This is a genomic window from Mesorhizobium sp. ESP6-5, from assembly GCF_020164695.1.
Lineage (GTDB): Bacteria > Pseudomonadota > Alphaproteobacteria > Rhizobiales > Rhizobiaceae > Mesorhizobium > Mesorhizobium australicum.
The window spans coordinates 51,091-74,317 of sequence record NZ_JAIUGR010000015.1; the positions used below are offsets into that span (position 1 = coordinate 51,091).

Below are 23,227 nucleotides of genomic sequence, written 5' to 3' on the forward strand. Positions count from 1 at the left end.
GGAGATCCAGCATGACGTCGGGAAGAACCACCGCAACATCCGAGCTCGATGCTCGCATCCACGCCAATCAGCGCCAACTCGCGGCCGATATCCGACCGTCCTACGATTTCATCGTCTGCGGATCAGGATCATCGGGATCGGTGGTGGCGCGCCGTCTCGCGGAGACCGGCGACGCCTCGGTGCTGTTGCTCGAGGCCGGCGGGACCGATGACGTGCAAAGCGTCTGGGACCCGGCACAATGGCCGGCCAATTTCGGCACGAGACGTGATTGGGGTTTTGAAGCCTTGCCCAATCCGTTGCTCAACGGCCGTCGGCTGCCGCTCTCCATGGGCAAGGTGCTGGGCGGCGGCTCGAGCGTCAACGTCACCAATTGGGCGCGCGGGCACCGGAACGACTGGGACTATTTCGCCAAAGAAGCCGGCGATCCGGGTTGGGGCTACGATGCCGTTCTCGGCATCTTTCGCGGCATCGAGGACTGGCAAGGGGCGCCGGACCCCTTGCGGCGGGGCAAGGGCGGTCTCGTCCATGTCGAGCCGGCGCGTGATCCGCATCCTGTGGCGCCGGCGGTAGTGGACGCCGCCAGAACCGTCGGCATTCCGACCTTCGACGACCACAACGGCCAGATGATGGAAGGCAACGGCGGTGCCGCCCTGTTCAATCTTCGCATCCGCGACGGCCGCCGCCAGTCGATCTTTCGCACCTATAGCTATCCCTATATGGACCGGCCGAACCTCACCGTGCTCACCGGCGCCTTGGTGACGCGCGTCCTCCTGGAGGGTAAAAGCGCCGTCGGGGTGGCGTTTGTCCACAAGCGCGTTATCCATCGGATCATGGCACGCTGCGAGACAGTTCTTTCGCTCGGTGCCATCAACACGCCCAAGGTGCTGATGCAATCGGGTATCGGCGATGAGCGCGACCTGACCGCGGCCGGCATCGAGGTGGTGCAGCATCTCCCGGGCGTTGGGCGCAATTTTCAGGACCACATCGCGGTTCCCTGTGTCTTTGAATATCGGACGCCGCTGCCGCTTCGCAACAGCGGCGGAGAAGCGACCTTCTTCTGGAAGAGCGATCCGTCGCTCGCCACCCCGGATTTGCAGGGGCTCGTGGGAGAGTTTCCGTTTTCGACTCCGGAAGTCGCCCATTTCGCGCCGCCTCCTGGCTCGTGGACGCTGCTGGCCAGCCTTGCACGCCCTGCCAGCCGCGGGAGATTGCGGATCACGGGGCCAAAGCCGTCAGACCCTATCGAGATCGTGGCCGGTACCTTTTCCGATCCCGCCGACATGAAGGCGCTGCTCCGTGGGGTCGAGCTCTGCCGCGAGATCGGCAATTCGTCGGCCATGAGGCCGTTCGTCAAGCGTGAGGTGATGCCCGGCAATCTGACGGGATGGGCACTCGAGAACTTCGCTCGCGATGCCGCCTCGTCAATCCATCACCAGACCTGCACGGCGAAGATGGGCCGCGATGAGATGTCCGTCGTCGACGATCGGCTCAAGGTCTACGGCATCGACAATCTGCGCATCGCAGATGGCTCGATCCTGCCGCAAGTGACCACCGGCAACACCATGGCGCCCTGCGTGATCGTCGGAGAGAAGGCCGCGGCGTTCATCAGAAAAGCAGCAACGCTCGCTGAAGAAAACGGGGCACGCCACATCCCGACTTAACTATCAGTCCACCAAAGCGCCGGAGATCAGGCGTCGTGAGCCCCGACGCCTGATCTCGCCTTGGGGCGCACGGCTCAGTTCCCGGTGCGATCGAGTTCTTCTGATTGAGCGCCTGGCGGATGACCGAAGCGATGGCGAAATTTTCGGGCGAAATGCGTGTAGTCGCGAAAGCCGCAGTCATAGGCGATTTCGGCCAAAGGCTGGTTTGTTCCCGATGATGTCCGGCACTGCACAAGGCGCGCGGCTTGATCCAGACGAAACGAAAAAATGCACTCGCTGCACGTCGAGCCGCGCTCCGTGAACAGCTTCTGAAGATAGCGCAGCGATATCCCCGCTTGAGCCGCGACCTCGTTGGGACCGAAATCCGGGTCGGCGGCGCCCTCCATGATGATGCCGCGGATGCGGCGGAACAACGTGTCGGAATGACGCGAGCCCTGCCACGGGTCGGACGGGCCAAACAGCGCGCCGACCAGATCGTAAACTGCCAGCTGCATGTAGGACTCGGCCGGCGACGAGGCCGATCCATCGGCCCGACCGGCATCACGAATAAGATCGAAGAGCAGACGTCCGGCAGACGTTCCTCCGGGCCGGCACATCCCGCCCTGTGGCTCGAATCCAAGATGGGATAGAAGCGACTGGCGTGGCAAATTGAGGGTGACAGTGTTCCAGGCCTCGCTGCCATTGTTGGCGAAGTAGGTCGCCGGCCGAGCCGAATCCACGAATGCGACATCGCCCGGGGCAAGTTCGACGGCTTGATCGTTGTGGCTCATCGCAGAGTGGCCAGCGACCTGAAAGACGGCGAAGTAGTGGTCTACGCTGTCCAGACGAGCGTCCCGATAGGTCCGCTCGATCCGCTCAGCGTTGCAACCCATGTTCAGCGCCATGAATCCACAGACATTAACGGGGGAGACCCAACCGGCAAAGGCGTCGGGTCCGGAGCCTTCCGGATTGTAGCGCCCGCACATCGTTCGGAGCGTATCTCTCCACGCCTCGAAATCCAATTGTGGCGCTGCGATACCAGCGTCGCTTTGAAACATCATTGGCTCCATTTTTGTGGCTTCTCTGGCAACAAACGACTGGCCGTCGGTCTTTCTGCGGTTTGAACCGGCCAATCGCAGGGACGTGATGAATCGTGAGCGATGCTCAGCGACGTCTCGGCCTTAGCGAACAGCTCCCGCCAGTTCGCTTGACTGACAGGGACGCACCGCGGAAGCGGCGGCTTGCGCGCCGCCTTTATCCGAAGCCGCGTCAGGCGCTTTGCCGCCCCGCAGCTTCCAGGATGAGCTGGGCAATCTCGTGCGGATGAGAAATCAGCGACAAGTGACTTGCCTTCACTTCGATGGTCTTTGCGTTCATGCGCTTGGCCATGAAGCGCTCGAGATCCGGGTTGATCGTACGATCCTCGGCCGAGACAGCGTACCAGCTCGGCTTCGAGCGCCAGGCCGCATTTGTCGTCTTTCCGGTGAAAAGCTTAGCTGAAATCGGTGCCTGGGCGGCATAAAGGATGCGCGCCTTCTCACGAGGAATACCGCCGGCGAAATCCCGCAGGAAAGCCTCCTCGGTGAGCTTGCCATAGCCTCCGGACCAGACGAGGCCGGCAGAGGCCGGCGGCGCCGCAAAAGTCTTGGCGAGTGCGGTATAGTCTTCGCCGGCGTCGGGTGCGCGCGCCGCGACGTAGACGAGTGAAGCGATCTTCGGATCCACCCCTGCCTCGGTGACGATCATGCCGGCAAAGGAATGTGCGACAAGCACGGTTGGTCCGTCCTGAAGCGCGATCGCGCGCCGCGTTGCCTCGACACCGGCCTGCAGAGTGGTCAGCGGATGTTGGACGGCGGTTGTGTTGAGGCCGGCCTTCTGAAGAATGCCAATTACCTCCGACCAGCACGAGCCATCGGCATACGCGCCATGCACCAGGACGACATTGCCAATTTTGGAGCCTGTCTGCGCTCGGGCCTTGTCGGCGCCGGCCAGCAGGGTTGTTGCCATTCCAGCGGCGAGCGCGGTCGAGAAAGTACGCCTATTGATCATGATTGTAGTTCCTTGGGAGGATAGCTGAGTTGAAATCAACTCGCATCGAAACTTCGAGCGAGACGAGCGGCAAATACATACCGCCCTACACAAGCTTCGCAGCCGGCCGAGCCTTCGTTACAGCCGTCACCGCTTCGTGATCGCTGCCACGTCTTTGATGGGAGGAGGTCCAGGATCTCTCAGCCCTAGGGCGGAGTCGCGCGCTTGCGAAACATCAATGCATACGGTCTTTTGTCTGCAACACCGCTTGGCTGCAACCAAAACAGGGATCAGCACCATTGGCTGCCGCGTTCGCCCTTCGCGTCACACGAAAGTGTGCTTGTCTGCGTTTGGATCTGTCGAATCGCATTGGGGGTCGAAGCTCTATCGGGATAGGTCCATCAAGAGCAATTTCGCGTTGATTTTGCGCGCCCTGCCCGACGTTTACACCTTCATGCCGCAGGGTGCCGCCAAGGGCCTGCCGCTGCTCGACCAAGCGCTAGCCATCGAGCCAGATTACGCGCTGGCGCACGGCTTCGCCGCCTGGGCGCACCAGACGCTGTTCATCCGCGGCGACATTCAAAGCGAGTACCGCGACAAGGCGGCCCGCCATGCGCATGCGGCGATCGAGCATGGGGGCGGCGACGCGATGGCGCTGGCGCTGGCGCTGGCCGGCTTCACCATAGGCCTAGTCGAGCATGATCGCAGGCTCGCAGACGAGGCGTTCTCGCAGGCCCTCGCCCTCAGCGCCTCGTGCGCCTTCGTCTATCATTTCGGCTGCATGCCAGTGGCCTATGGCGGCCAGGCGGCGCGCGCCATCGACTGGTGCGAGCAGGCGATGCGGCTCTCCCCGCTGGACGCCATGAGCTGCGTGCCGACAGGCATTGTCGGCTTCGGCAATTTTCTCTCCGGCCGGCACGAGCAAGCGGTCGCGGCCGGCCGCCGGGCTGTAGAGATGAATCCCGGCTTCAGCATCCTGCATGGCTGGCTGGCGGCGCCGCTGGCACGGCTTGGCCGCATCGAGGAGGGGCGGGCACGCGGCTGACGGCGCTCGACCCGCATTTCACGGTCGGGGTTGGTCGGCCGCGGTCGGGATAGCGCCCAGCATTCTGGGTGAAGTTACCGAAGCTATGCAGTTGGCAGGTCTGCCGGACTAGAGCAATTCCAGAAAAAGTGTGAAACGGTTTTCCGTCCGGAATTGCTCACAACAGAGAGTTAGCCGCTCCAACCGCGGCATATCTTTCGGTGCAAGATCAATGATGTTCAGGGGGACGGCGCGCCGGGTTCGATCAACCCTTCGCGTTTCAGATCGGTCCACAGCGCTGGCGGAATATCCTCGCGCAGATAGGCCAAATTCTGTTTCAGCTCCTCGGCCGAGCGGGCGCCCGGGATGACACTCGACACCAGGGGATGGCCGAGTGGGAACTGGAGCGCCGCCGCCGGCAGCGAAACCTTGTGGCTGGCGCACACCGCCTCGATGCGGCGGACACGTTCGAGCACCGGCTCAGGCGCCGGCTTGGTGTTGAAGGTCGCGCCCTTGACGGCGCCCGTCGCCAGGATGCCGGAATTGTAGGGCCCGCCGATGATGATCCTGGTTCCGCGCTGCTCGCAGAGAGGCAGCAAGGTCGACAGCGGCTCCTGTTCGAGCAGCGTGTAGCGGCCGGCGAGCAGGAAATAGTCGAACGCTCCAGCCACGACGAAATCGGACAGCATCTGCCATTGGTTGATGCCGACGCCGACCGCCTTGATGACGCCTTGCGAGCGAAGTTCGTCGAGCGCCGGATAGGCGCCGTCCATGGCTTCCCGGAAGCGGCTCCGGGCATATGGATCCTCGCCTGCAGCAAAATGAATGGCCTCGTCGGGATCGTGGATCGAGACCATGTCAACATAGTCGATGCCAAGACGCTTCAGCGTGCCTTCGAGCGAACGCATCACCGCATCGCGTGAATAGTCGAACTCGGCGCGGAACGAACCGGGCTGGTCCCACAATGCCGGTTTCAGCTCTTCCGGCGGGATCGGCACGAGGTCGTAGCCGATCTTCGACGAGATGACGATGTCCGCGCGGGGTAAGGATTTGATCGCCAGCCCAAGCCGTGTCTCGCTGACGCCGAAGCCATAGACAGGTGCGGTGTCGAAATAGCGGATGCCGTTGTCATAGGCCGCCTGCGCGGTCTTGACCGCGGCGTCGGTATCGACGGCGCGGTACATGTTGCCCAGCCCGGTGCCGCCGAGCCCGATGGTCGTCACTTTCAAGCCGCCCTTACTAACAGCCCTGAACTCGATTTCAGCCATTTTCTCTTCCTATAGTCCGTGATGGTCCATTCGTGCCGGCCAGCGCCGTCTTCCCCGCCATTCAGTCGCAAAGGCCCGTCCTGAATTCGGCATCGAAAGACCATTGACACAAAAGTTGTCATATAACAATGTAACCAGATGACTAATGCTGCAACGCCTACAAAGGGACAAGGGAGGAACGCATGGACGACGAAACAAAGAAGCACACCGAGATGGTGAATGCCGCCATCTCGAGGCGCAGCGCTTTCGCGCTGGCCGGGAAGCTTGGCCTGGGCGCGGCTGGCCTCGCCAGCGGACTGGCGGGCGCAGGCTTGGCCGGGGGCATCAGCGCGGTCCGAGCAGCCGATTCATCGCCCGGCCTGCCGAAGAAGCCCTACAAATTCCACTTCGTCTGCCATGTGACTCTCGACCAGTTCTTCACCCCGACCGTCTACGGCATCCAGGATGCCTGCGCCGCCTTCGGCTGCAGCTATCAGTGGACCGGTTCGCAGAAGAACGTGGTCTCCGAAATGGTCAGTGCCATGCAGACCGCGATTGCGCAGAAATCGGACGGCATCGCGGTGTGCCTGGTCGATCCGACCGCCTTTGACGCCGCCACTGACATGGCGGCGCAGGCGGGTATCCCGGTCGTCGCTTTCAACGCCGACGTGGCGGTCGGCAGCCCCAACAAGCGCCTGTCCTATGTCGGCCAGCCGCTCTACCAGTCGGGCTACAATTCGGCGCTGAAGTGGTTGAAGCTGATCCCCAAGGGCGGCCATGTCATGCTGTCGATCGGCGTGCCCGGCTCGCTCAACACGCAGCCGCGTCTCGACGGCTATATCCAGGCGATCAAGGACTCCAACAGCGGCGTCACCTACGATGTCGTCAACACCGGTCCGGATCCGGCAACCGAGATCTCGCGTGTCGAGAGCTATTATCTCAGCCACAAAAACGTCAACGGCCTGTTCGGCACCGGCGGCTCCGACACCTATGCCTGCGGTTTCGTGTCCAACAAATATGGCCTGGTGAAGGGAGGCGGCGCGGTTGCCGGCTTCGACCTGTTCCCGCAGACACTGGACTTCATCAAGGCCGGCGATGTCAACTTCACCACCGACCAGCAGGCCTATCTGCAAGGCTTCCTACCGGTGCAGCAGATGTATCTCTACAAGCTCTCCGGCGGTCTCGTCGGCCCGGCCAACAGCGACACCAGCCAGGCCTATGTTACGAAGGACAATGTCGACGCCTATGTCGGCAAGTCGCGCTTCGAGGGCCGCAGCGACGTCGAGCCAACCTGACGCGGCCAACCCCGTGAAATACCTGCTCTCGCCGCGTCATTTGGGGTGATGTGGCGGGGGCGGCGACGGCTGCCGCTTCTTCGCCCATAGTTCGAAATCAGGAAGACAAGAGTGCCGCCCACAGAAACCAAGCCTGCGAAGAAGACCGGCGTCAAGGCTCCGCACACGATGACGGAAAGGCTGCTGATCCTTTTGTCCCGTTATCGCGAGGCCAGCATCGCCGTCGTCGCCACCGTGCTCGTCATCTATTTCCAGTTCGGCAGCGATGGCGGCTTTCTGTCGTCGCAATTCATGAGCGTCGTGCTGCGCGACACCGGCCGGCTTGGCCTGATCGCCGCGGCGGAAGTCATGCTGATGATCACCGGCGAGATCGACCTGTCGCTCAGCGCCATCTTCTCGATCGCCCCCTATGTCATGGCGCTGCTGTCGGTCACCTATGGTGTGCCGCTGGCCGTCGGCGCGCTGATCGGCGTGCTGATCGGAATATTGGTCGGCGCCATCAACGGCTTCATCACCGTGCGCTTCAAGGTGCCGTCGCTGATCACCACCGTCGGCATGCTGTTCTTCCTGCAAGGAATTGTCGTCTCAATCTACAACAGCCAGCCGATCGTGGCGCCGGTCGAACCGCCCTTCAACGCTTTCTTCGGCCAGAGCCTCTACCAGCCATCGGACGCGCTCTTGTCCTGGCACGGCATCACCGCCTTCACGCCCTTCCTGTGGGCGGTGGTGCTGGTTCTGGTGCTGGCGCTGGTGCTTTCCCGCACCACATTCGGCCTGCACACCATCGCAACGGGCTCCAACATAATCGGCGCGCGCGAGATCGGCGTGCGCACCGACCGCATGAAGATCTACAATTTCATGATCGCGGGCGGCTTCGCGGCCTTCGCCGGCATCATCAACACGGCGCAGTTCACCTCGGCCGACCCGCAGGCCGGCAGCCCCTTCCTCACCTTGCAGGCGATCGCGGCGGCGGTCATCGGCGGCACCTCGCTGCTTGGCGGCTCCGGCACCGTCATCGGCGCGCTGATCGGCGCCTTCGTCGTCGCCTCGCTCAACAACGGCCTGGTGATGATCGGCGCCCAGGCCACCGTGTCCGACATCTATCTCGGCGCGGCCATCATCGCGGCGATGATCCTATCGATCCAGGTCGACCGCCTGCGCACACGGAGGCGCGTATGAACAATCAAACCATTCCGCCCCTGGCTCCGGACGCATCCGTGGTGCTGGAGATGTCCAACATCTCCAAGAGTTTCGGTGCCGTCACCGCACTTGTCGACGTCTCGATCAAATTGCGCCAGGGCGAAGTCCTGGCCCTGGTCGGCGACAATGGCGCCGGCAAGTCGACGCTGATCAAGATCCTGTCCGGTTTCCACCAGCCCGACACCGGCACGATCGTCTCGCAAGGTAAGGAGGTGCGTTTCGCCTCGCCGCGCAATGCGCGCGCCCAAGGCATCGAAACCGTCTATCAGGACCTGGCTCTGATCGGCGACCTCAGCGTCTTCCACAATATGTTTCTGGGCCGCGAGTACCACAAGCGCTTCTTTGGCCTGAACCTGCTGGACAACAGGAAGATGCGCGAACAGGCGCAGCTCTATCTCGATACGCTCGGCATCTCGATTCCCAGCGTCAACAGCACAGTCGACCTCCTGTCGGGCGGGCAGCGCCAGTGCATCGCGGTCGCCCGCTCGATCTATTCGTCACCGAAGATCCTGGTGCTTGACGAACCGCTGGCGGCACTGGGCGTGCGCGAGAGCGCGCATGTGCTGGGCCTGATCCAGAATTTGCGCCAGCAGCGCCAGGTCTCGGTGATCCTGATCGTCCATAACTACAACCAGATTTTCGAAGTCTGCGACCGCATCAACTTCCTGCATTCGGGCGAGGTCGCGCTGGATGCGTCCACCGCTGACACCAGCGAGGAGGAACTGATCCGCATCGTCAAATCGGGCCTCGGCCGCAAGGCGATAGACGCCGCCGCGGCTGAAGTGCGGCCGGGCCCCGTATGAACCTGCCGGCAAGTCACGGCTGAACCAATCCCCGCCGGCCCGACCACGATCGGCCGGCCCCTTGCATGGGAGTGCTTGTTTTGACGTTCTCACCCACCGAACTGACCAGATCCCTTGGCCGTGGCCTGCTGTCCTTTCCGCTGACCTTTTTCGACGATGACGGCGGCTTCAACGAAGATGGCTATCGCGCCCATGTCGCCAGCCAAGGCACTGCCGGCGCCAGCGGGCTGTTCGCCGCCGGCGGCACGGGCGAATTCTTTTCGCTGACGCTCGAGGAATACAAGCGCGTCGTGCGGGCGGCGTGTGACGAGGTGCCTGATCATTTGCCGCTGCTGGCCGGCGTCGGCTACGGCACGCATATGGCGGTCGAGTTCGCCAAGGCCGCCGAGGCCAATGGCGCCGATGGCTTGCTGGTGCTGCCCCCCTATCTGGTCAAGTCGGAGCAGGAGGGCTTGCGCCGGCACCTGACCGCCATCTGCCGCGCGGTTGGCATCGGCGTGATCGCCTATAACAGGGACAATGCCATTCTGACACCCGAGACGCTCGAGCGTGTGGCTCAGGATTGCCCTAATTTGATCGGCTTCAAGGACGGCGTCGGCGACATCGAGTTGCTTACCGCCACACGCTACCGCATGGGCGACCGGCTGGTCTTCATCGGCGGCATGCCGACGGCTGAGGTCCATGCGAGTGCGGCGGCCGCCATCGGCATGACGACCTATTCGTCGGCCATCTACAATTTCGCGCCCGAGACTGCGCTGCGCTTCTTCAATGCGCTGCGCGCCGGCAACAAGACGGAAGTCGACGACCTCATCCGCTCGTTCTTCCTGCCCTACCTCGCCATCCGCAACCGACGCGCCGGCTATGCCGTGTCGATAGTCAAGGCCGGTGCGCGCATCGCCGGCATCGATTGCGGCCCGGTCAGGTCGCCGCTTCTCGACCTGACTGATGATGAGGAGCGGCAGCTCGCTGATCTCATGCAGTCCTGCGAGATGCCGGTCGCGGAGCTGGCGTAGGGACGGGATGATTTGCTGGAGTGGATCGAAGACCGGAGTTGACGGCGCGCTACGATCGGGCCGAACCGTCGACCATGCGGCGATAGCGTTCCCGGCCAGCCTCCAGATGCTCGCGCAATGTGAAGCGGGCGGCTTCGACATTCTGCCGCTCGATGGCCTGATAGATGCGGCGGTGCTCCATCTGGACTTGTTCCAGATAGTGCCGCCGCTGCTCCGGCGTTTCGTCGCGCGGACGCATCAGCTGGCGTGGAATGACGACGGGTCCGAGAAAATGCATGAAGCGTTCGAAATAGGGATTGCCGGTGGCCGAGGCGATCGCCCGATGGAAGGCAAAATCCGGCTCGATGGCGCTCTCTCCCGCCGCGATCGAGGCATCGATGGCGTCGAGGCAGTCGCGCATGCGGGCAAGGTCGTCGTCGCTGCGTTTCTCGGCGGCGATGCCGGCGGCTTCCTGTTCCACCGCCAGCCGGAGCTGCAGCACGTTCTGGACTTCGGTCAGCGAGTGCAGCTCGTCGGAGACGATGCGAAACGTGGTGTTGGCCTGATGGTCGGCGACGAACACGCCAGAACCCTGGCGGCTGAGGACGAGCCCTTCCGATCGAAGAGAAGCCATGGCTTCGCGGATCACCGTGCGGCTGACACCGAATTGCGCGATCAGTTCCTGCTCGGTCGGCAGTTTCTCGCCGCTCGTCATATGGCCGGCACGTATTTCGCGCGCAAACCAGTCGGCAACCTGCGCCGTGCGGCTGATCTGCGGGGGAAGGCCAAAGGAACGTTTCATTGCCACCAAAGCAATAAACGAACCGCCGTCCTTGGCAACTGGTTATTTATACGGTGATATGATGACATTTGCGGGATCCTCGCCACGACCAATCTTCATTCGCCTTATCAGCTCCGCGCGAACATGTCCGCGGTCTCAGCGAAAGGACAGGGCGTGATGATCCCCCAAAAACCGGTGCTGTTGACCGGAGCCTCCGGCACGATCGGACGGCTGCTCTCGGCCAGGCTGGCGGCGCTCGGCTGGACCTTGCGGCTGACCGATGTCGTGCCGTTACCGATCCCGTTGCCGCCAAACGCAAGCTTCACCATCGCCGATCTCGAAGACCAGCAGGCGGTGAACGATCTGGCGGAGGGCTGCGGCCTGATCCTGCATTTCGGCGGCATCTCCACCGAGCACTCCTTCGAGACCGTGCTTGGCCCCAATTTTCGCGGCAGCTTCCACATCTACGAGGCGGCACGCAGCCAGAAGGCGCGGGTGGTCTTCCCGTCTTCGGTCCATGCGGTCGGCCTCTACGAGCGGACGCAGATCCTCGATCAGGACTGCCTGCTCAGGCCCGACGGCTATTACGGCCTGTCGAAGGCCTATGGCGAGATGCTGGCGCGGCTCTACTTCGACAAGCATGCGGTGGAAAGCGTGCTGATCCGCATCGGCTCGGTGCTGCCCGAGGTGCCGGACGAACGCATCCTGTCGACCTGGATTTCGCATGACGATTTCGTGCGGCTGATCGAGCGTTGCGCAGCGGCGGAGCGGGTCGATTGCTCCGTCATCTGGGGCCAGTCCAATAACAGCCGCGGTTTCTGGCGTCATGATGCCAGGGACAAGATCGGCTGGACCCCGCTCGACAGTTCAGACGACCAGGCCGAACGCGTGCGCGGCAAGGTGACTGATAATCCGGTGGTCGAGCGCTACCAGGGCGGCAAATTCATCGTGGTGGACTACAGCCGCACCGACTTTCCGCCGCGTGAGATGTTTGACGACTAGGCCGTCGCCGCAGGCAGCGGGCCGCGCCCAGCGATTAGATCCGCCGCCTTCTCGGCAATCATGATGACCGCGGCGTTGGTGTTGGACGACACAATGCTTGGCATCACCGAGCTGTCGCAGACACGCAGGCCTAGCAACCCGCGCACACGAAGCTCGGGATCAACGACGCTCCCGGCATCGCCGCCCATCCGGCACGATCCGACCGGATGATAGGCGCTGCGCCCATGTTCGCGGGCGAAGGCTTCGAGTGCGGAGCGTCCCTGCATGGCGCCTGGAAGATGCTCGCGGCTGATGTATTTTGAAAAAGCCGGCTGCGACAGGATCTCGCGGCTGATCTCGATGCCGTCGATGGCGCGCTCGAGATCGTAGCGCTCGGCGAAGGGGTTGGGGTCGATGACCGGCGCATTGCGCAGGTCCGCCGAGCGCAGCGTGACGCTGCCGCGCGAGCGGGGGCGCACATGGTAGGAATTCAGTGTGCAGCCATTGCCGCCGGGAACCGAGCCGATGCCTTCCTCAACGCCGGCGCCGGGCAGAAAATGGAACTGGATGTCGGGCGTTTTCTCCGCGCGGTCGCCCCACCAGAAACCGCCGGCTTCGACGATGTTGGAGGCCACCGGCCCCTTGCCGAATAGCGCATATTCGAGGCCTGCGACGGCCTGCCAGCGCTTCTTCTTGTAGCGATCTATGCCATGCGGTCCGTTGAGCTCGGCGACGACGTCGACATCCATGTGATCGTGCAGGTTCTGGCCAACGCCGGCGAGATCGTGGACCACCTTGATACCGTGCGCGCCGAGATGCGCGGCCGGGCCGATGCCGGACAGCATCAGCAGTTTCGGCGAGCCGATGGCGCCGGCGGTGACGATCACCTCACGCTCGGCGCGCAAGAGTTCGGTGCGGTCCTTGACGATGACCTCGACGCCGATGGCGCGGCCGTTCTCGACGACGATGCGGCTGACCGTGGCGTCGGTGCGCAGCGTCAAATTCCGACGGCCAATCGCCGGCTTGAGATAGGCGACGGCCGTGCTCGAGCGTTTCCCCTGACGCGTCGTCGTCTGGTAGAATCCGGCGCCTTCCTGCTCGCCGGCATTGAAATCGGCGCGGAAGGGAAGACCGGCCTGCTGCGCCGCCTTGACGAACACCCGGGTCAGCGGATGCGGGGCGCCGCTTGAAACGCCGAGCGGGCCATCGATGCCGTGCTCACGACCGGCGAAGGTGTCGTTGCCCTCGGAGCGGATGAAGTAGGGCAGCACCTCGGCGTAGCTCCATCCCTTACAGTCATCATCAGCCGCCCAGCCGTCGTAATCCTGCGGGCAACCGCGCGTGAACACCTGGGCATTGATCGAGGAGCCGCCGCCCAGCACGCGCGCCTGCGGATAGACCATGGTGCGGCCGTCGATCGCCTTGCCGGGGGCGGTATCATAGCCCCAGATCAGCGGCCCCGACGTCATCTTGAAGAAGCCGACCGGCAGATGGATGTAGCGATTGGTGTCAGGCGGGCCGGCTTCGAGCAAGGTGACGGAAACGTGCGGATCCTCGCTCAGCCTGGCGGCCAGAATGCAGCCGGCCGAGCCGCCGCCGACGATGATGTAGTCAGACATTCTCACTCCCTTGGCAGCGCGAAATCATCGCCCTGCTCTGCTGCGCAACGTCTCAAGTCGCTTGTGCGGCGTCAAGAGAAAGGGTATGGTTATCGTGTTGAAGGGTTGTCGTACAAGCGGAGGAGCTTGGCAACACGTCGATCGGAGGCCCGGCCGCGCTCCCCGCGCATGCCGCCGGGCGGGAAACAGATTTCAATCGGGAGGTTTGAACATGAAGGACAGGACAGATTTTACGCTTTCGGTCAGCCGCCGGACGCTGATGATGGGCGTCACCGCCGGCGTGGCGGCGCTCGCCATGCCGAGGGTCTTGCGCGCCCAGGAAAAGCCGACGCTGGTGACGTCGATCCGCTCGCTCTCAAACCCCTATCATGCAGTGTGGAAGACCGGGGCCGAGGCCTACGCCAAATGGGCCGGGCTCGAACATGTCACGCTGGTCTCGGAAGGCAACAGCGAGAAAGGCATCGCCGACATCAAGGCGATGCTGGCAAAGACTGGCGGCAACATGGTGCTCAATTCCGATCCCAACGACACGCCGGATGCGCGCCCTATCGTCGAAGCCTGCGCCAATGCCGGCGCCTATGTCGTGACGCAGTGGAACAAGCCGGCGGATCTGCATCCGAAGGACTTCAACCCGAACTATGTGTCGCACATCGAGTTCGACGGCATCGCAAGCGGCAAGACCATTGCCGAGATCCTGTTCAAGACCATCGGCGGCAAGGGCGGCATCGTCGCGCTCGGCGGCCTGATCTCGACCACGGCGGCGATCGAACGCAAGAAGGGCCTCGACGCGGCGCTGGCCGCCAATCCTGACATCAAGCTGCTCGACTTCCAGGTCGCCAACTGGAAATCGACCGAGGCCTTCGACCTGATGGGCAACCTGCTCACCCGCTTCGGCGACGACATCAAGGGCATCTGGGCCGCCAATGACGACATGGGCTCCGGCGCGCTCGAAGCGCTGCGCGCCGAAAACCTCGCTGGCAAGGTCCCGATCGTCGGCGTCGACGGCATCAAGACGGCGGTTGATGCGGTGCGCACCGGCGAATTTGCCTGCACCGTCACCTCCGATCCGTTCTGGCAAGGCGGCATGGGTCTCGCCATCGGCTACAACGCCAAGATCGGCAAGTTCGATCCGACCAAGGAACCGCCGGAACACCGTGAATTCTACGGCAAGGCGGTGCTGATCTCGCACGACAATGTCGAGGAATATTACAAGACCAATGTCGACGCCAAACCGGAGATCGACTGGAACGATCTGTGGGGCCGGGTGACTGGAGCCATCCGCACCTGAGCGCCGGGCGGGCCGCTGCTCCCTGGCGGCCCGCTCCCCTTTTCAGCAGACGGGAAGCGGTTTCTTGACAATCCATACAGAACCCCTGAAGTCCGTTTCGGACATCGAGCGGACAACGCTTATGACATTGATCCCCGGCCGTATCGCCGCTGTGTTCGGTGGCAGGCGCTGGCGCAGCCTGGCGCCGCTGGCGGTACTGATCGTGCTCTGCGTACTGATCGCCATCGCCAATCCCAACTTCATCGAGCTGCGCAATCTGGTGCGGCTTGCCAACTCGGCCGCCGTGCCGCTGACGCTGGCGATGGGGCTGACCTTCATCATCCTGATGGGCAGCATCGACCTTTCCGTCGAAGGCACGCTTTCGGTCTCGGCCATGGTGGTGGTGCTGCTCGCCGCCAATGACGCGAACGGCAATGACTATGGCTGGTGGGCCGTGCTCGCCGCCGTTATTGCAGGCACCGCGATGGGCCTGCTCAGCGGTCTTGTCCAGACCATGCTGCGCATCCCATCCTTCATGGCGACACTCGGCATGTGGTTCATCGGCCTCGGCCTGTCGGTATATATGCTGGGCGGCTCGGCGATCCGCCTAAACGACGCCTCGATCCGCGACCTTGCCTTGCATCGCTTCTTCGGCCTGCCGCTGGCGGTCTGGGTCGCGTTCGCAGCCTTCCTGCTCGCCGCTGTCATCCAGTACCACACCAAGCTCGGCCGCCACATTCTGGCGATCGGCGGCGACGAGGATGTCGCCAAGCTATCCGGCGTCAACGTAACCCAGGTGCGCATCACCGCCTTTGCGCTGGCCGGTTTCTTCTTCGGCATATCAGGCGTGCTTGCCGCCGCGCAGCTTGGCCAGTCCCACGCCGTCATCGGCGACGGCAGGCTGTTTGCCGCCGTCACCGCCGTGGTCGTCGGCGGCACGGCCCTGACCGGCGGCGAAGGCGGTGTCGTCAACACGCTGATCGGCGTGCTGATCGTCACTGTGCTTGCCAACGGCATGATCCTGCTCGGCATCTCGCCCTACATCCAGCAGACCGTGCAGGGCCTGATGATCATTGCCGCGGTGGCACTGTCGCTCGACCGCGTGCGCCTGCGGATCGTCAAGTGAGCGCCATGCTGAACGCCTCCCACATCATCAAGAACTTTCCCGGCGTCCAGGCCTTGCGCGACGTGTCAATCGAGGTGCGGCCCAACGAAGTGGTCGGGCTGATCGGCGAGAACGGCGCCGGCAAATCGACGCTGATGCGCGTGCTGGCCGGCAGCTACCGGCCCGATGGCGGCAGCCTGACACTGGACGGCGAGCAGTTTCGCATGCGCGGCCCTCGCGACGCTGCCAGGCACGGCATCGGCATGGTGTTCCAGGAGCAATCGCTGGTGCTCAACCTCTCGGTCGCCGAAAACATCTATCTCGGCGATGAAGACCGTTTCACTCGCTTCGGCATCGTCAACTGGCGCGCCATGAACGCCGCGGCGCGCCGGCAGCTGGCCAAGATCGGCATCGACATCGACGTCACCCGGCGCATCTCCGAACTCACCTTCGCGGCGCGCCAGATGGTGGAGCTCGCCAAGGCGCTGACCTTGGAGGAAGTGGTCGAGCGGCCGCTGCTCATCCTGCTCGACGAGCCGACCTCGGTGCTCAACGCCGCCGATATCGAGGTGCTGTTCGCGCGCGTGCGCTCGCTCAAATCCCGCGCCAGCTTCGTCTTCGTCTCGCACCGCCTCGACGAGGTGCTGGCGATATCAGATCGCGTCTACACGATGAAGGATGGCGCTGTCGTCGCCGAACATCGCGCTGCCGATGTCACCGCGCCGGAGCTGCACGAGATCATGGTCGGGCGCGGCCTGCAGGCCGAATATTATCGCGAGGCCCGCCAGCAAGCGCCGCGCGACACCGTCATGGTCGAGGCCAGGGGATTGGGCGCCAACGGCTGTTATCACGGCGTCGACCTGAAAATCAGGGCCGGCGAGATCGTCGGCATTGCCGGCGTCGTCGGCTCGGGCCGCGAGGAGGTGACGCGCACCATCGGCGGCTTCCTGCAGCATGATACCGGCGAGATGAAGATCGCCGGAGACACAGTGCGCTTCGGCTCGCCGGAACCGGCGGTGCGCAAGGGTATCGGCTATGTGCCGCGCGAGCGCCGGCTCGAAGGGCTGGTGATGTTTCTGTCGATCGCGGAAAACATCTCGCTCGCCGATCTTTCCAGCGTCATGCGTCATGGCGCCATCGACTATGGCAAGGAGCGCCGGCTGGCAGCCGACTGGATCAAACGGCTGCGCATCAAGGCGCCCGGCCCCGATGCCGCCTGCCGCAAGCTCAGCGGCGGCAACCAGCAGAAGGTGGTGCTGGCGCGCTGGATGACGGCCGGCTCGCGCATCCTGGTGCTCGACCACCCGACGCGCGGCCTCGATGTCGGCGCCAAGGAGGAAGTCTACGAACTGGTACGCGATCTCTCCGCGCAAGGCGTGGCGATCCTTTTGATTTCCGACACGCTGGAAGAGACGATCGGCCTGTCGCACCAGGTGCTGGTGATGCGCGACGGCGAAATCACCGCGCGCTTCGACGCCAGCCCGGGCAAGAAGCCGAACCAGGTTGATCTACTGCGAGCGATGGTATGAACCGATGAGTGAAGGCTTTTCTATCAGGCAGGTGTTCGAAGGCAAGTGGACGCAGGGCGCCATCCCGCTGGTCCTGCTGGTCGCGCTTTTGCTGATCATCGAACTCGCCGCGCCCGGCTTCCTGACCGGCGAGACCGTAGCGCTGCTCTTCGCCAACACCGCCGTGCTGTTCATCCTGGCGACCGGCGTCACCTTCGCCATCCTGCTCGGCGGCATCGACCTGTCGATCCAGGCGGTCGCCTCGCTGGCGAGCGTCATCCTGGCGCAGTTGCTGCCCTCGCTCGGGCTTGCCGCCTTCCCGGTGGCAATTCTGTCCGGCCTTGCCTTCGGCACGCTGAGCGGCATCGTTCATGTCAAGCTGCGCGTCCCATCCTTCGTGGCGACGCTCGCCACCGGCGGCGTGGTCACGGGTCTGGCGCTCTGGGTTTCCGACGGCCGCGCCATCACCATCGAGGAAGGTGGCCGCCAAAACACCGCCTGGATCAACGCCACCGTCGCCGGCGTTCCAGTGGTGGTGCTGATTTCGGCGGTCATCGGCATCGCCGCCTTTCTGGCGCTACGCTACACGCGCTTTGGCCGCCAGGCGATCGCCGTCGGCGCCGGCGAACCGGCCGCCTGGGCGGCGGGCATCAATGTCGACCGCACCAAGATCATCGCCTTCGCCGCCTCAGGCATGCTGGCCGCTGTCGCCGGCGTGGTGCTGGCGGCAAGGCTGTCGAGCGGCTCGCCGGTGCTTGCCAATCAGCTTTTGCTGCCAGCCATCGCCGCCGTCATCGTCGGCGGCACCGCCATCACCGGCGGGCTGGGTGGCGTCGCCCGCACGGCGGTCGGCGCGCTGATCATCTCGATCGTGCGCATCGGCATGACCTTCGTCGGCGTCAACATTTTCCTGGAAAACATGGTGTTCGGCGCGGTGCTCATCGCCGCCGTCGCCATCACCATCGACCGCAGCAAGATCGCGGTCATCAAGTGATCCCGCCTCCCAAGCAAGCGCGGACAGGACGGGGTCGCATCATAAACTCGATGCGGCCCCGCCTGAGATCCTTACATCGTGTCAAGGCCGATCAGTTCGATCTTGTAGCCGTCCGGGTCTTCGACGAAGGCAATGTGAGTGGTGCCATGCTGCATCGGCCCGGGCTTGCGCGGAATCTTGGCGCCGCGCTTTTCGAGCTCGGCGCAGACGGCGTAGATGTCGTTGACGCCGAGCGCCAGGTGGCCGAAGCCGGTGCCGATCTCATAGGGCTCTTCCCTGCCCCAGTTCAGCGTCAGCTCGACGACGGCCTCCTTGTCCTCCGGCCCATAGCCGACAAAGGCGTTGGTGAACTTGCCGCCGGGATAGTCGTCGCGGCGCAGCAAGGTCATGCCGAGAACCTCGGTATAGAAGGCAATCGACTTGTCGAGGTCGAGCACCCTGATCATGGTGTGCATATAGCGAAAGCCCGGGGCGTCGCTCATTGGGAAAATCCTCCGAATTCAGTGATTTGCTGGTCTGATCATCCACATCAAACAGGTGGTGGGAACGCGGCCTCGCTTGATGTTCTAAATCAGGGTTGTATGATAACACGACAAGAACAGTGCTTGTCCAGTCGTTTTACCAGAGGGTCCATAACCAGGTCATGACTATCGTGCCCTCCCTATCCCTGATATCGGCCCTTGCCGGCGTGCTGCCGAATGGTGGGCTGCTGACCGCGGACGAAGACCTGGCGCGCTACAGCCGCGACTGGTCGGGCGACCATTTCGGCCGCCCGCTGGCGGTGGCGCGGCCGGCCTCGGTCGAAGAGATGTCGGCGCTGCTGCGGCACTGCCATGCCGAGCGCATCCCCGTCGTGCCGCAAGGCGGCCTGACCGGCCTCGTCGGTGCGGCGGTGGCGGCCGATAGCGGCGAGATCGTCATCTCGCTGGAGCGCATGAACCGGATCCGTTCGATCAGTCCGATCGACTTCGCCATGGTGGTCGAGGCCGGCTGCATCCTCGAGGACGCCAAGCGCGCCGCCGAAGAGAGCGACTGCCTGCTGCCGATCACCTTCGGCGCGCAAGGCAGCTGCCGCATCGGCGGCAATGTCGCCACCAATGCCGGCGGCTTTAATGTGCTGCGCTACGGCATGACGCGCGACCTGGTGCTCGGCCTCGAAGTGGTGCTGGCCGACGGCCGCATCTGGAACGGGCTGAAGGTGCTGCGCAAGGACAATCGCGGCTACGACCTCAAGCAGATCTTCATCGGCTCGGAAGGCACGCTCGGCATCGTCACCGCTGCCGCGCTGAAACTGTTTCCCAAGCCGACGCAGATCGAGACCGCGCTGGTGGGCCTGCGCTCGGTCGAGGATGCGATGGCGCTCTATGCCCGCGCCCGGCGCGATTGCAGCGACCTGCTGACCGCCTTCGAACTGATCCTGCGCGGCGGCATCGAGATCACCATGCGCGAAGGCAAGGATTTTCCTGATCCGCTAGGCAAGCCCTACCCGGCCTATGTGCTGATCGAGGTTTCCTCCGGCGGGTTGATCGACCTGTCCGCCATGCTGCTGGGGTTTCTCGGCGGCGTCGCGGATATCGTCGAGGACGGCATCGTCGCCTCGACGCGGGCCCAGGCCGAGCGGTTGTGGCTCTACCGCGAGATCATGGTCGAGCGGCAGGGCCGCGGCGGCCGCTATCTGCGCACCGACGTTTCGGTGCCGATCTCGAAACTCGCCGATTTCGTCACCGACGCGCTGGCAGCGCTGGAGCAGACGCGACCCGACGCGCTGGCCGTCACCTACGGCCATGTCGGCGACGGCAACATCCATCTCAATGTCGTGCCGCCGGAAGGCATGGGCGCTGAAGCGATCGAGCAGCTGTTCGAGGAGGCGGAGGCCGAGATTTTCGCCGTCGTCGACCGCTATGGCGGCTCGATCAGCGCCGAGCACGGCATCGGCCGCGTCAAGCAGAAGGCGTTCCTCGAACGCATCGATCCGGTGACGCTCGACCTTGCCGCCGGCATCAAGGAAGCGTTCGATCCGCGCCACATCTTGAGCAACGGCCGCATTCTGGCGTCCACATCCGCCGTCGACTATAGGTGAGCGATGACGCTGAAACTTGACAAGGTCAATCGCGGTCCGCACCTCTCCACTTTGGTGGCGAGTTCCATCTCGCGCGAGATCGCGCAAGGGCGCTTGAAGCCCGGCGACCAGTTGCCGACCGAGCAGGCGCTTGCGACCACTTTCGGCGTCAGCCGCAACGTGGTGCGCGAGGCGATCGCGCGGCTGCGCTCGGAAGGCCGCATCTGGTCGCAGCAGGGGCGCGGCGCCTTCGTGGTGGAGAGCAACAACCCGACGGTGCTGACCATCGACTATGAGGCGCTGCAGCGCGCCGATTCCTTCCGCAACCTGTTCGAACTGCGCGGCATCCTCGAAGTGCAGGCGGCAGCCCTTGCCGCCAAACGGCGCTCGGAAACCGATCTCGCCGCGATGGGCGATGCGCTGGCCGGCATGCGGGCGGCCCCCTATGGCAGCGTCGCCTGGCTGCGCAGCGACCTCGAGTTCCACCGCACCGTCGCCGAGGCGACGCGCAATTCCTATATGGGCCAGTTCCTGGTCTTTGTTTCCGAGCGTGTCCGCGAAAGCATCCTCGCCGCAGGCAACCAGCAGAAGTCGGACGACATGGCCCGCATCACGCTGGGCGAACACGAGCGCATCCTGTCCGCCATCCGCGCCGGCGATGTGGAGGGCGCGCAAGCGGCGATGCGCGACCATCTGGCGGGCGCGGCGCTGCGGGTTGGGCTGCATGATGGGGACGTGGCTGCGGAGGCAGCGCTGGTGCCGGAGGCGGCGTCTCCGATGCGGCATTCGAGATCGCGAAAGGCGGTTCGTGGGCGGGCTGGGGGATAAAGTCTTAGCCAGCCGCGCTCGCCTGAACCATGCCGATCGCCAGGCAGCCCCCACTCCGGAGCCGCCACGCGATTTCACGCCCCCGGTGGCTCCACCAACGACACCCCATTCAACCCCGCGACAATATCCGACAGCGCCGGCACGAACTTCTCGCCATGGCCTGTCGTGACGGCGGTGGCAAACCCGTTGCGCACCGCCGCGCCGATCGGATTGGCGATGCCGGCAGCCTGCGCGAACGAGGCAAGATAGGTCATGTCCTTCAGCGCGTTCGCGATGGCGAAGCGCTGGGCGTTTTCGTTGCGGTTCAGCACGAAGTCGAAGAAGGCCTGGTAGAAGCCGCAATCCATGCGGCTGCCTGAGATGACGCTGTTGAAGACCTGCGGCGTCAGTCCGGCCTTGGCGCCGAGCGTCAGCGCTTCCGAATAGATGGCGGAATAGCCCATCGAGACGAAATTGTTGAGCAGCTTCATGGTGTGGCCGCTGCCGGTCGGGCCGGTGTGGACGATGCGGGCGGCGAAGGCTTCGAGCACCGGCCGCGCGCGGGCGACTGCCTCGGCCGGGCCGCCGACCATGACGTCGAGCTTGCCTTCGGCGGCTTCCTTGGGCGTGCGCGCCAGCGGCGCGTCGATCAGCGTCATGCCGTGCGTGGCCAACTCGGCGGCAAGCGCCGTCGTCGAAGACGGGTTGGAGGTCGAGCAGTCGATGATCAGCAGCGGCGTGCCGGCTGCGGCCAGCCCATCCGGCCCCTTGACCAGCGCTTCGACCTCGCGCGAGCCGGTGACGCACAGGATGACGATGTTGCTGGTGGCGGCGAGTTCGCGCGGACTTGCCGCCTCGGCGGCGCCGCCCGCGATCAATTGGTCGGCGGCGGTGCGGCTGCGGTGCACGCAGACAGTCAGCGGCCAGCCCTTGCGCAGCAGATTGTCGGCCATGCCGGCGCCCATGCTGCCCAGGCCGATGAAGCCAATGCGTTCTTTCATAAAATCCTCCTTTGACCCGCGTGGGCGGGCTCAACTTTCGTCACCTTGCGGCGCGCACCTGTCGATGCAATCCTTTGCCGAATCGGCCTTTGCCGAAGACTCGGACCGGAGCCCGCGCGATGGCAGAGACCATGCTTTTCGATGCCATACCGCAGGCGCCCAATTTGCGGACCGGGCTGGTCAACACGCTGATCGCTCAGATCGAGTCCGGCGATCTGGCGCCCGGCCAGCGGCTGCCGACCGAGCAGGAGATCGTCGCCGCCACGGGTGTGAGCCGCACCGTGGTGCGCGAGGCGCTTGCAGCACTGCGGGCTCGCGGGCTGATCACTACCCGCCAGGGCCTCGGCGCTTTCGTCGCCAAGGATCCGCTGCCACGGACTTTTTCCATCCTGCCCGACGATCTCGAATCGATCGACGAGGTGCTGCGCGTGCTGGAACTGCGCATGGGCATCGAGGTCGAGGCGACCGGCCTCGCCGCCGAGCGACGCAGCGACGCAGCACTCGGGCAGATGAGCGCGCGGCTCAACGCGCTGGAGGCGGCGGTGCGTGGCGGCGGCTCGGGCTCGGAAGAGGATTTTGGCTTCCACCGCGCCATTCTCGCGGCGACGCAGAACCTCAATTTCACCCGGCTGTTCGACACGTTCGGCAGCGCCATGATCCCGCGCCAGTGGACACGGCTCGATCGGATGACCGAGGCCGAGCGGGAGAAATACCTGGACCGAATGCAGCGCGAACACCATGCCATTCTTGCCGCGATCGAAGCCAGGGATGTCAACGCGGCGCGGCGCGCCATGCGCAACCATCTGACCAAGAGCTATGCCCGCTTCGAGGATTTGCGCGACAAAGCTGCTCACGACTGAGAGGCAAGCCACGACA

At 64.1% G+C, this 23,227-nt stretch carries 21 protein-coding genes; 14 read left to right on the top strand and 7 right to left on the bottom strand.

Translation table 11 applies throughout. The annotated features are described in order from the left end of the window. Window positions 1–11: 11 nt before the first annotated feature. Window positions 12–1,661, top strand: coding sequence for a GMC family oxidoreductase (locus LB524_RS23185; protein ID WP_224530456.1), 1,650 nt, complete (start codon window positions 12–14; stop codon window positions 1,659–1,661). 74 nt (window positions 1,662–1,735) lie between these two features. Here LB524_RS23185 and LB524_RS23190 read toward each other — a convergent pair whose 3' ends face one another. Together LB524_RS23190 and LB524_RS23195 are read right to left on the bottom strand one after the other, a co-directional pair. Continuing rightward, on the bottom strand, window positions 1,736–2,698 hold the full coding sequence (locus tag LB524_RS23190; protein ID WP_224530459.1) for a helix-turn-helix domain-containing protein: 963 nt from the start codon (window positions 2,696–2,698) through the stop codon (window positions 1,736–1,738). Between the two features lie 211 nt (window positions 2,699–2,909). Beyond that, the gene (locus LB524_RS23195) at window positions 2,910–3,692 is read right to left on the bottom strand and encodes an alpha/beta hydrolase (protein WP_140789513.1); all 783 of its coding nucleotides are present in this window, start codon (window positions 3,690–3,692) and stop codon (window positions 2,910–2,912) included. A 394-nt stretch (window positions 3,693–4,086) separates the two neighbouring features. On the opposite strand from LB524_RS23195, the gene LB524_RS23200 reads away from it, so the two are divergent. Next, window positions 4,087–4,713 carry a hypothetical protein gene (locus tag LB524_RS23200; RefSeq protein ID WP_224530462.1) on the top strand — a complete coding sequence of 209 codons (627 nt, stop codon included), beginning with the start codon at window positions 4,087–4,089 and terminating at the stop codon, window positions 4,711–4,713. Window positions 4,714–4,931: 218 nt separating this feature from the next. On the opposite strand, the gene LB524_RS23205 is transcribed toward LB524_RS23200, so the two are convergent. Next, window positions 4,932–5,960, bottom strand: a complete 1,029-nt coding sequence (locus tag LB524_RS23205; protein ID WP_224530465.1) for an aldo/keto reductase — start codon at window positions 5,958–5,960, stop codon at window positions 4,932–4,934. Between the two features lie 182 nt (window positions 5,961–6,142). Between LB524_RS23205 and LB524_RS23210 the strand changes: the two genes are divergently transcribed. From LB524_RS23210 to kdgD, 4 genes are all read left to right on the top strand, one after another. Then, the gene (locus LB524_RS23210; RefSeq protein WP_141907291.1) at window positions 6,143–7,234 is read left to right on the top strand and encodes a sugar ABC transporter substrate-binding protein; all 1,092 of its coding nucleotides are present in this window, start codon (window positions 6,143–6,145) and stop codon (window positions 7,232–7,234) included. Window positions 7,235–7,345: 111 nt separating this feature from the next. Beyond that, complete coding sequence (locus LB524_RS23215) at window positions 7,346–8,413, top strand: ABC transporter permease (protein WP_224530468.1); 1,068 nt, start codon at window positions 7,346–7,348, stop codon at window positions 8,411–8,413. Beyond that, the gene (locus LB524_RS23220; protein ID WP_224530470.1) at window positions 8,410–9,237 is read left to right on the top strand and encodes an ATP-binding cassette domain-containing protein; all 828 of its coding nucleotides are present in this window, start codon (window positions 8,410–8,412) and stop codon (window positions 9,235–9,237) included. The genes LB524_RS23215 and LB524_RS23220 overlap by 4 nt, the downstream gene beginning before the upstream one ends. Before the next feature lie 65 nt (window positions 9,238–9,302). Further along, the gene (gene kdgD / locus LB524_RS23225) at window positions 9,303–10,250 is read left to right on the top strand and encodes a 5-dehydro-4-deoxyglucarate dehydratase (protein ID WP_224530478.1); all 948 of its coding nucleotides are present in this window, start codon (window positions 9,303–9,305) and stop codon (window positions 10,248–10,250) included. 49 nt (window positions 10,251–10,299) lie between these two features. Here the strand turns inward: kdgD and LB524_RS23230 are convergent, their stop codons facing one another. After that, a complete protein-coding gene (locus tag LB524_RS23230) occupies window positions 10,300–11,031 on the bottom strand; it encodes a FadR/GntR family transcriptional regulator (protein WP_140789313.1) in 732 nt (243 codons plus the stop codon). Between the two features lie 156 nt (window positions 11,032–11,187). Between LB524_RS23230 and LB524_RS23235 the strand changes: the two genes are divergently transcribed. Further along, entirely contained in the window at window positions 11,188–12,012 is an 825-nt protein-coding gene (locus LB524_RS23235; RefSeq protein WP_224530480.1) for an NAD-dependent epimerase/dehydratase family protein, read from the top strand. Here LB524_RS23235 and LB524_RS23240 read toward each other — a convergent pair. Continuing rightward, window positions 12,009–13,610 (bottom strand): GMC family oxidoreductase, encoded by a 1,602-nt coding sequence (locus tag LB524_RS23240; RefSeq protein ID WP_224530482.1) that lies wholly within the window; start codon window positions 13,608–13,610, stop codon window positions 12,009–12,011. The genes LB524_RS23235 and LB524_RS23240 overlap by 4 nt on opposite strands. A gap of 211 nt (window positions 13,611–13,821) precedes the next feature. Here LB524_RS23240 and LB524_RS23245 point away from each other — a divergent pair, with 211 nt between their 5' ends. The 4 genes from LB524_RS23245 (at window position 13,822) to LB524_RS23260 (ending at window position 18,484) form a co-directional block, all read left to right on the top strand. Next, a complete protein-coding gene (locus LB524_RS23245) occupies window positions 13,822–14,898 on the top strand; it encodes a sugar ABC transporter substrate-binding protein (protein WP_141907284.1) in 1,077 nt (358 codons plus the stop codon). Window positions 14,899–15,019: 121 nt separating this feature from the next. Further along, on the top strand, window positions 15,020–16,003 hold the full coding sequence (locus tag LB524_RS23250; RefSeq protein ID WP_140789321.1) for an ABC transporter permease: 984 nt from the start codon (window positions 15,020–15,022) through the stop codon (window positions 16,001–16,003). 5 nt (window positions 16,004–16,008) lie between these two features. After that, window positions 16,009–17,511 carry a sugar ABC transporter ATP-binding protein gene (locus tag LB524_RS23255; RefSeq protein ID WP_224530716.1) on the top strand — a complete coding sequence of 501 codons (1,503 nt, stop codon included), beginning with the start codon at window positions 16,009–16,011 and terminating at the stop codon, window positions 17,509–17,511. Between the two features lie 4 nt (window positions 17,512–17,515). Then, entirely contained in the window at window positions 17,516–18,484 is a 969-nt protein-coding gene (locus tag LB524_RS23260) for an ABC transporter permease (RefSeq protein ID WP_141907283.1), read from the top strand. Window positions 18,485–18,555: 71 nt separating this feature from the next. Here the strand turns inward: LB524_RS23260 and gloA are convergent, their stop codons facing one another. Beyond that, the gene (gene gloA, locus LB524_RS23265) at window positions 18,556–18,966 is read right to left on the bottom strand and encodes a lactoylglutathione lyase (RefSeq protein WP_019856614.1); all 411 of its coding nucleotides are present in this window, start codon (window positions 18,964–18,966) and stop codon (window positions 18,556–18,558) included. 161 nt (window positions 18,967–19,127) lie between these two features. On the opposite strand from gloA, the gene LB524_RS23270 reads away from it, so the two are divergent. Both LB524_RS23270 and LB524_RS23275 read left to right on the top strand, forming a co-directional pair. After that, a complete protein-coding gene (locus tag LB524_RS23270) occupies window positions 19,128–20,564 on the top strand; it encodes an FAD-binding oxidoreductase (protein ID WP_224530488.1) in 1,437 nt (478 codons plus the stop codon). 3 nt (window positions 20,565–20,567) lie between these two features. Next, window positions 20,568–21,371 carry a FadR/GntR family transcriptional regulator gene (locus tag LB524_RS23275; RefSeq protein ID WP_140789327.1) on the top strand — a complete coding sequence of 268 codons (804 nt, stop codon included), beginning with the start codon at window positions 20,568–20,570 and terminating at the stop codon, window positions 21,369–21,371. A gap of 74 nt (window positions 21,372–21,445) precedes the next feature. Here LB524_RS23275 and LB524_RS23280 read toward each other — a convergent pair whose 3' ends face one another. Continuing rightward, the gene (locus LB524_RS23280; protein WP_224530489.1) at window positions 21,446–22,351 is read right to left on the bottom strand and encodes an NAD(P)-dependent oxidoreductase; all 906 of its coding nucleotides are present in this window, start codon (window positions 22,349–22,351) and stop codon (window positions 21,446–21,448) included. A gap of 119 nt (window positions 22,352–22,470) precedes the next feature. Between LB524_RS23280 and LB524_RS23285 the strand changes: the two genes are divergently transcribed. Further along, window positions 22,471–23,211: a FadR/GntR family transcriptional regulator gene (locus LB524_RS23285; protein ID WP_140789331.1), complete on the top strand. Its 741-nt coding sequence runs from the start codon at window positions 22,471–22,473 to the stop codon at window positions 23,209–23,211. Window positions 23,212–23,227 lie beyond the last annotated feature (16 nt).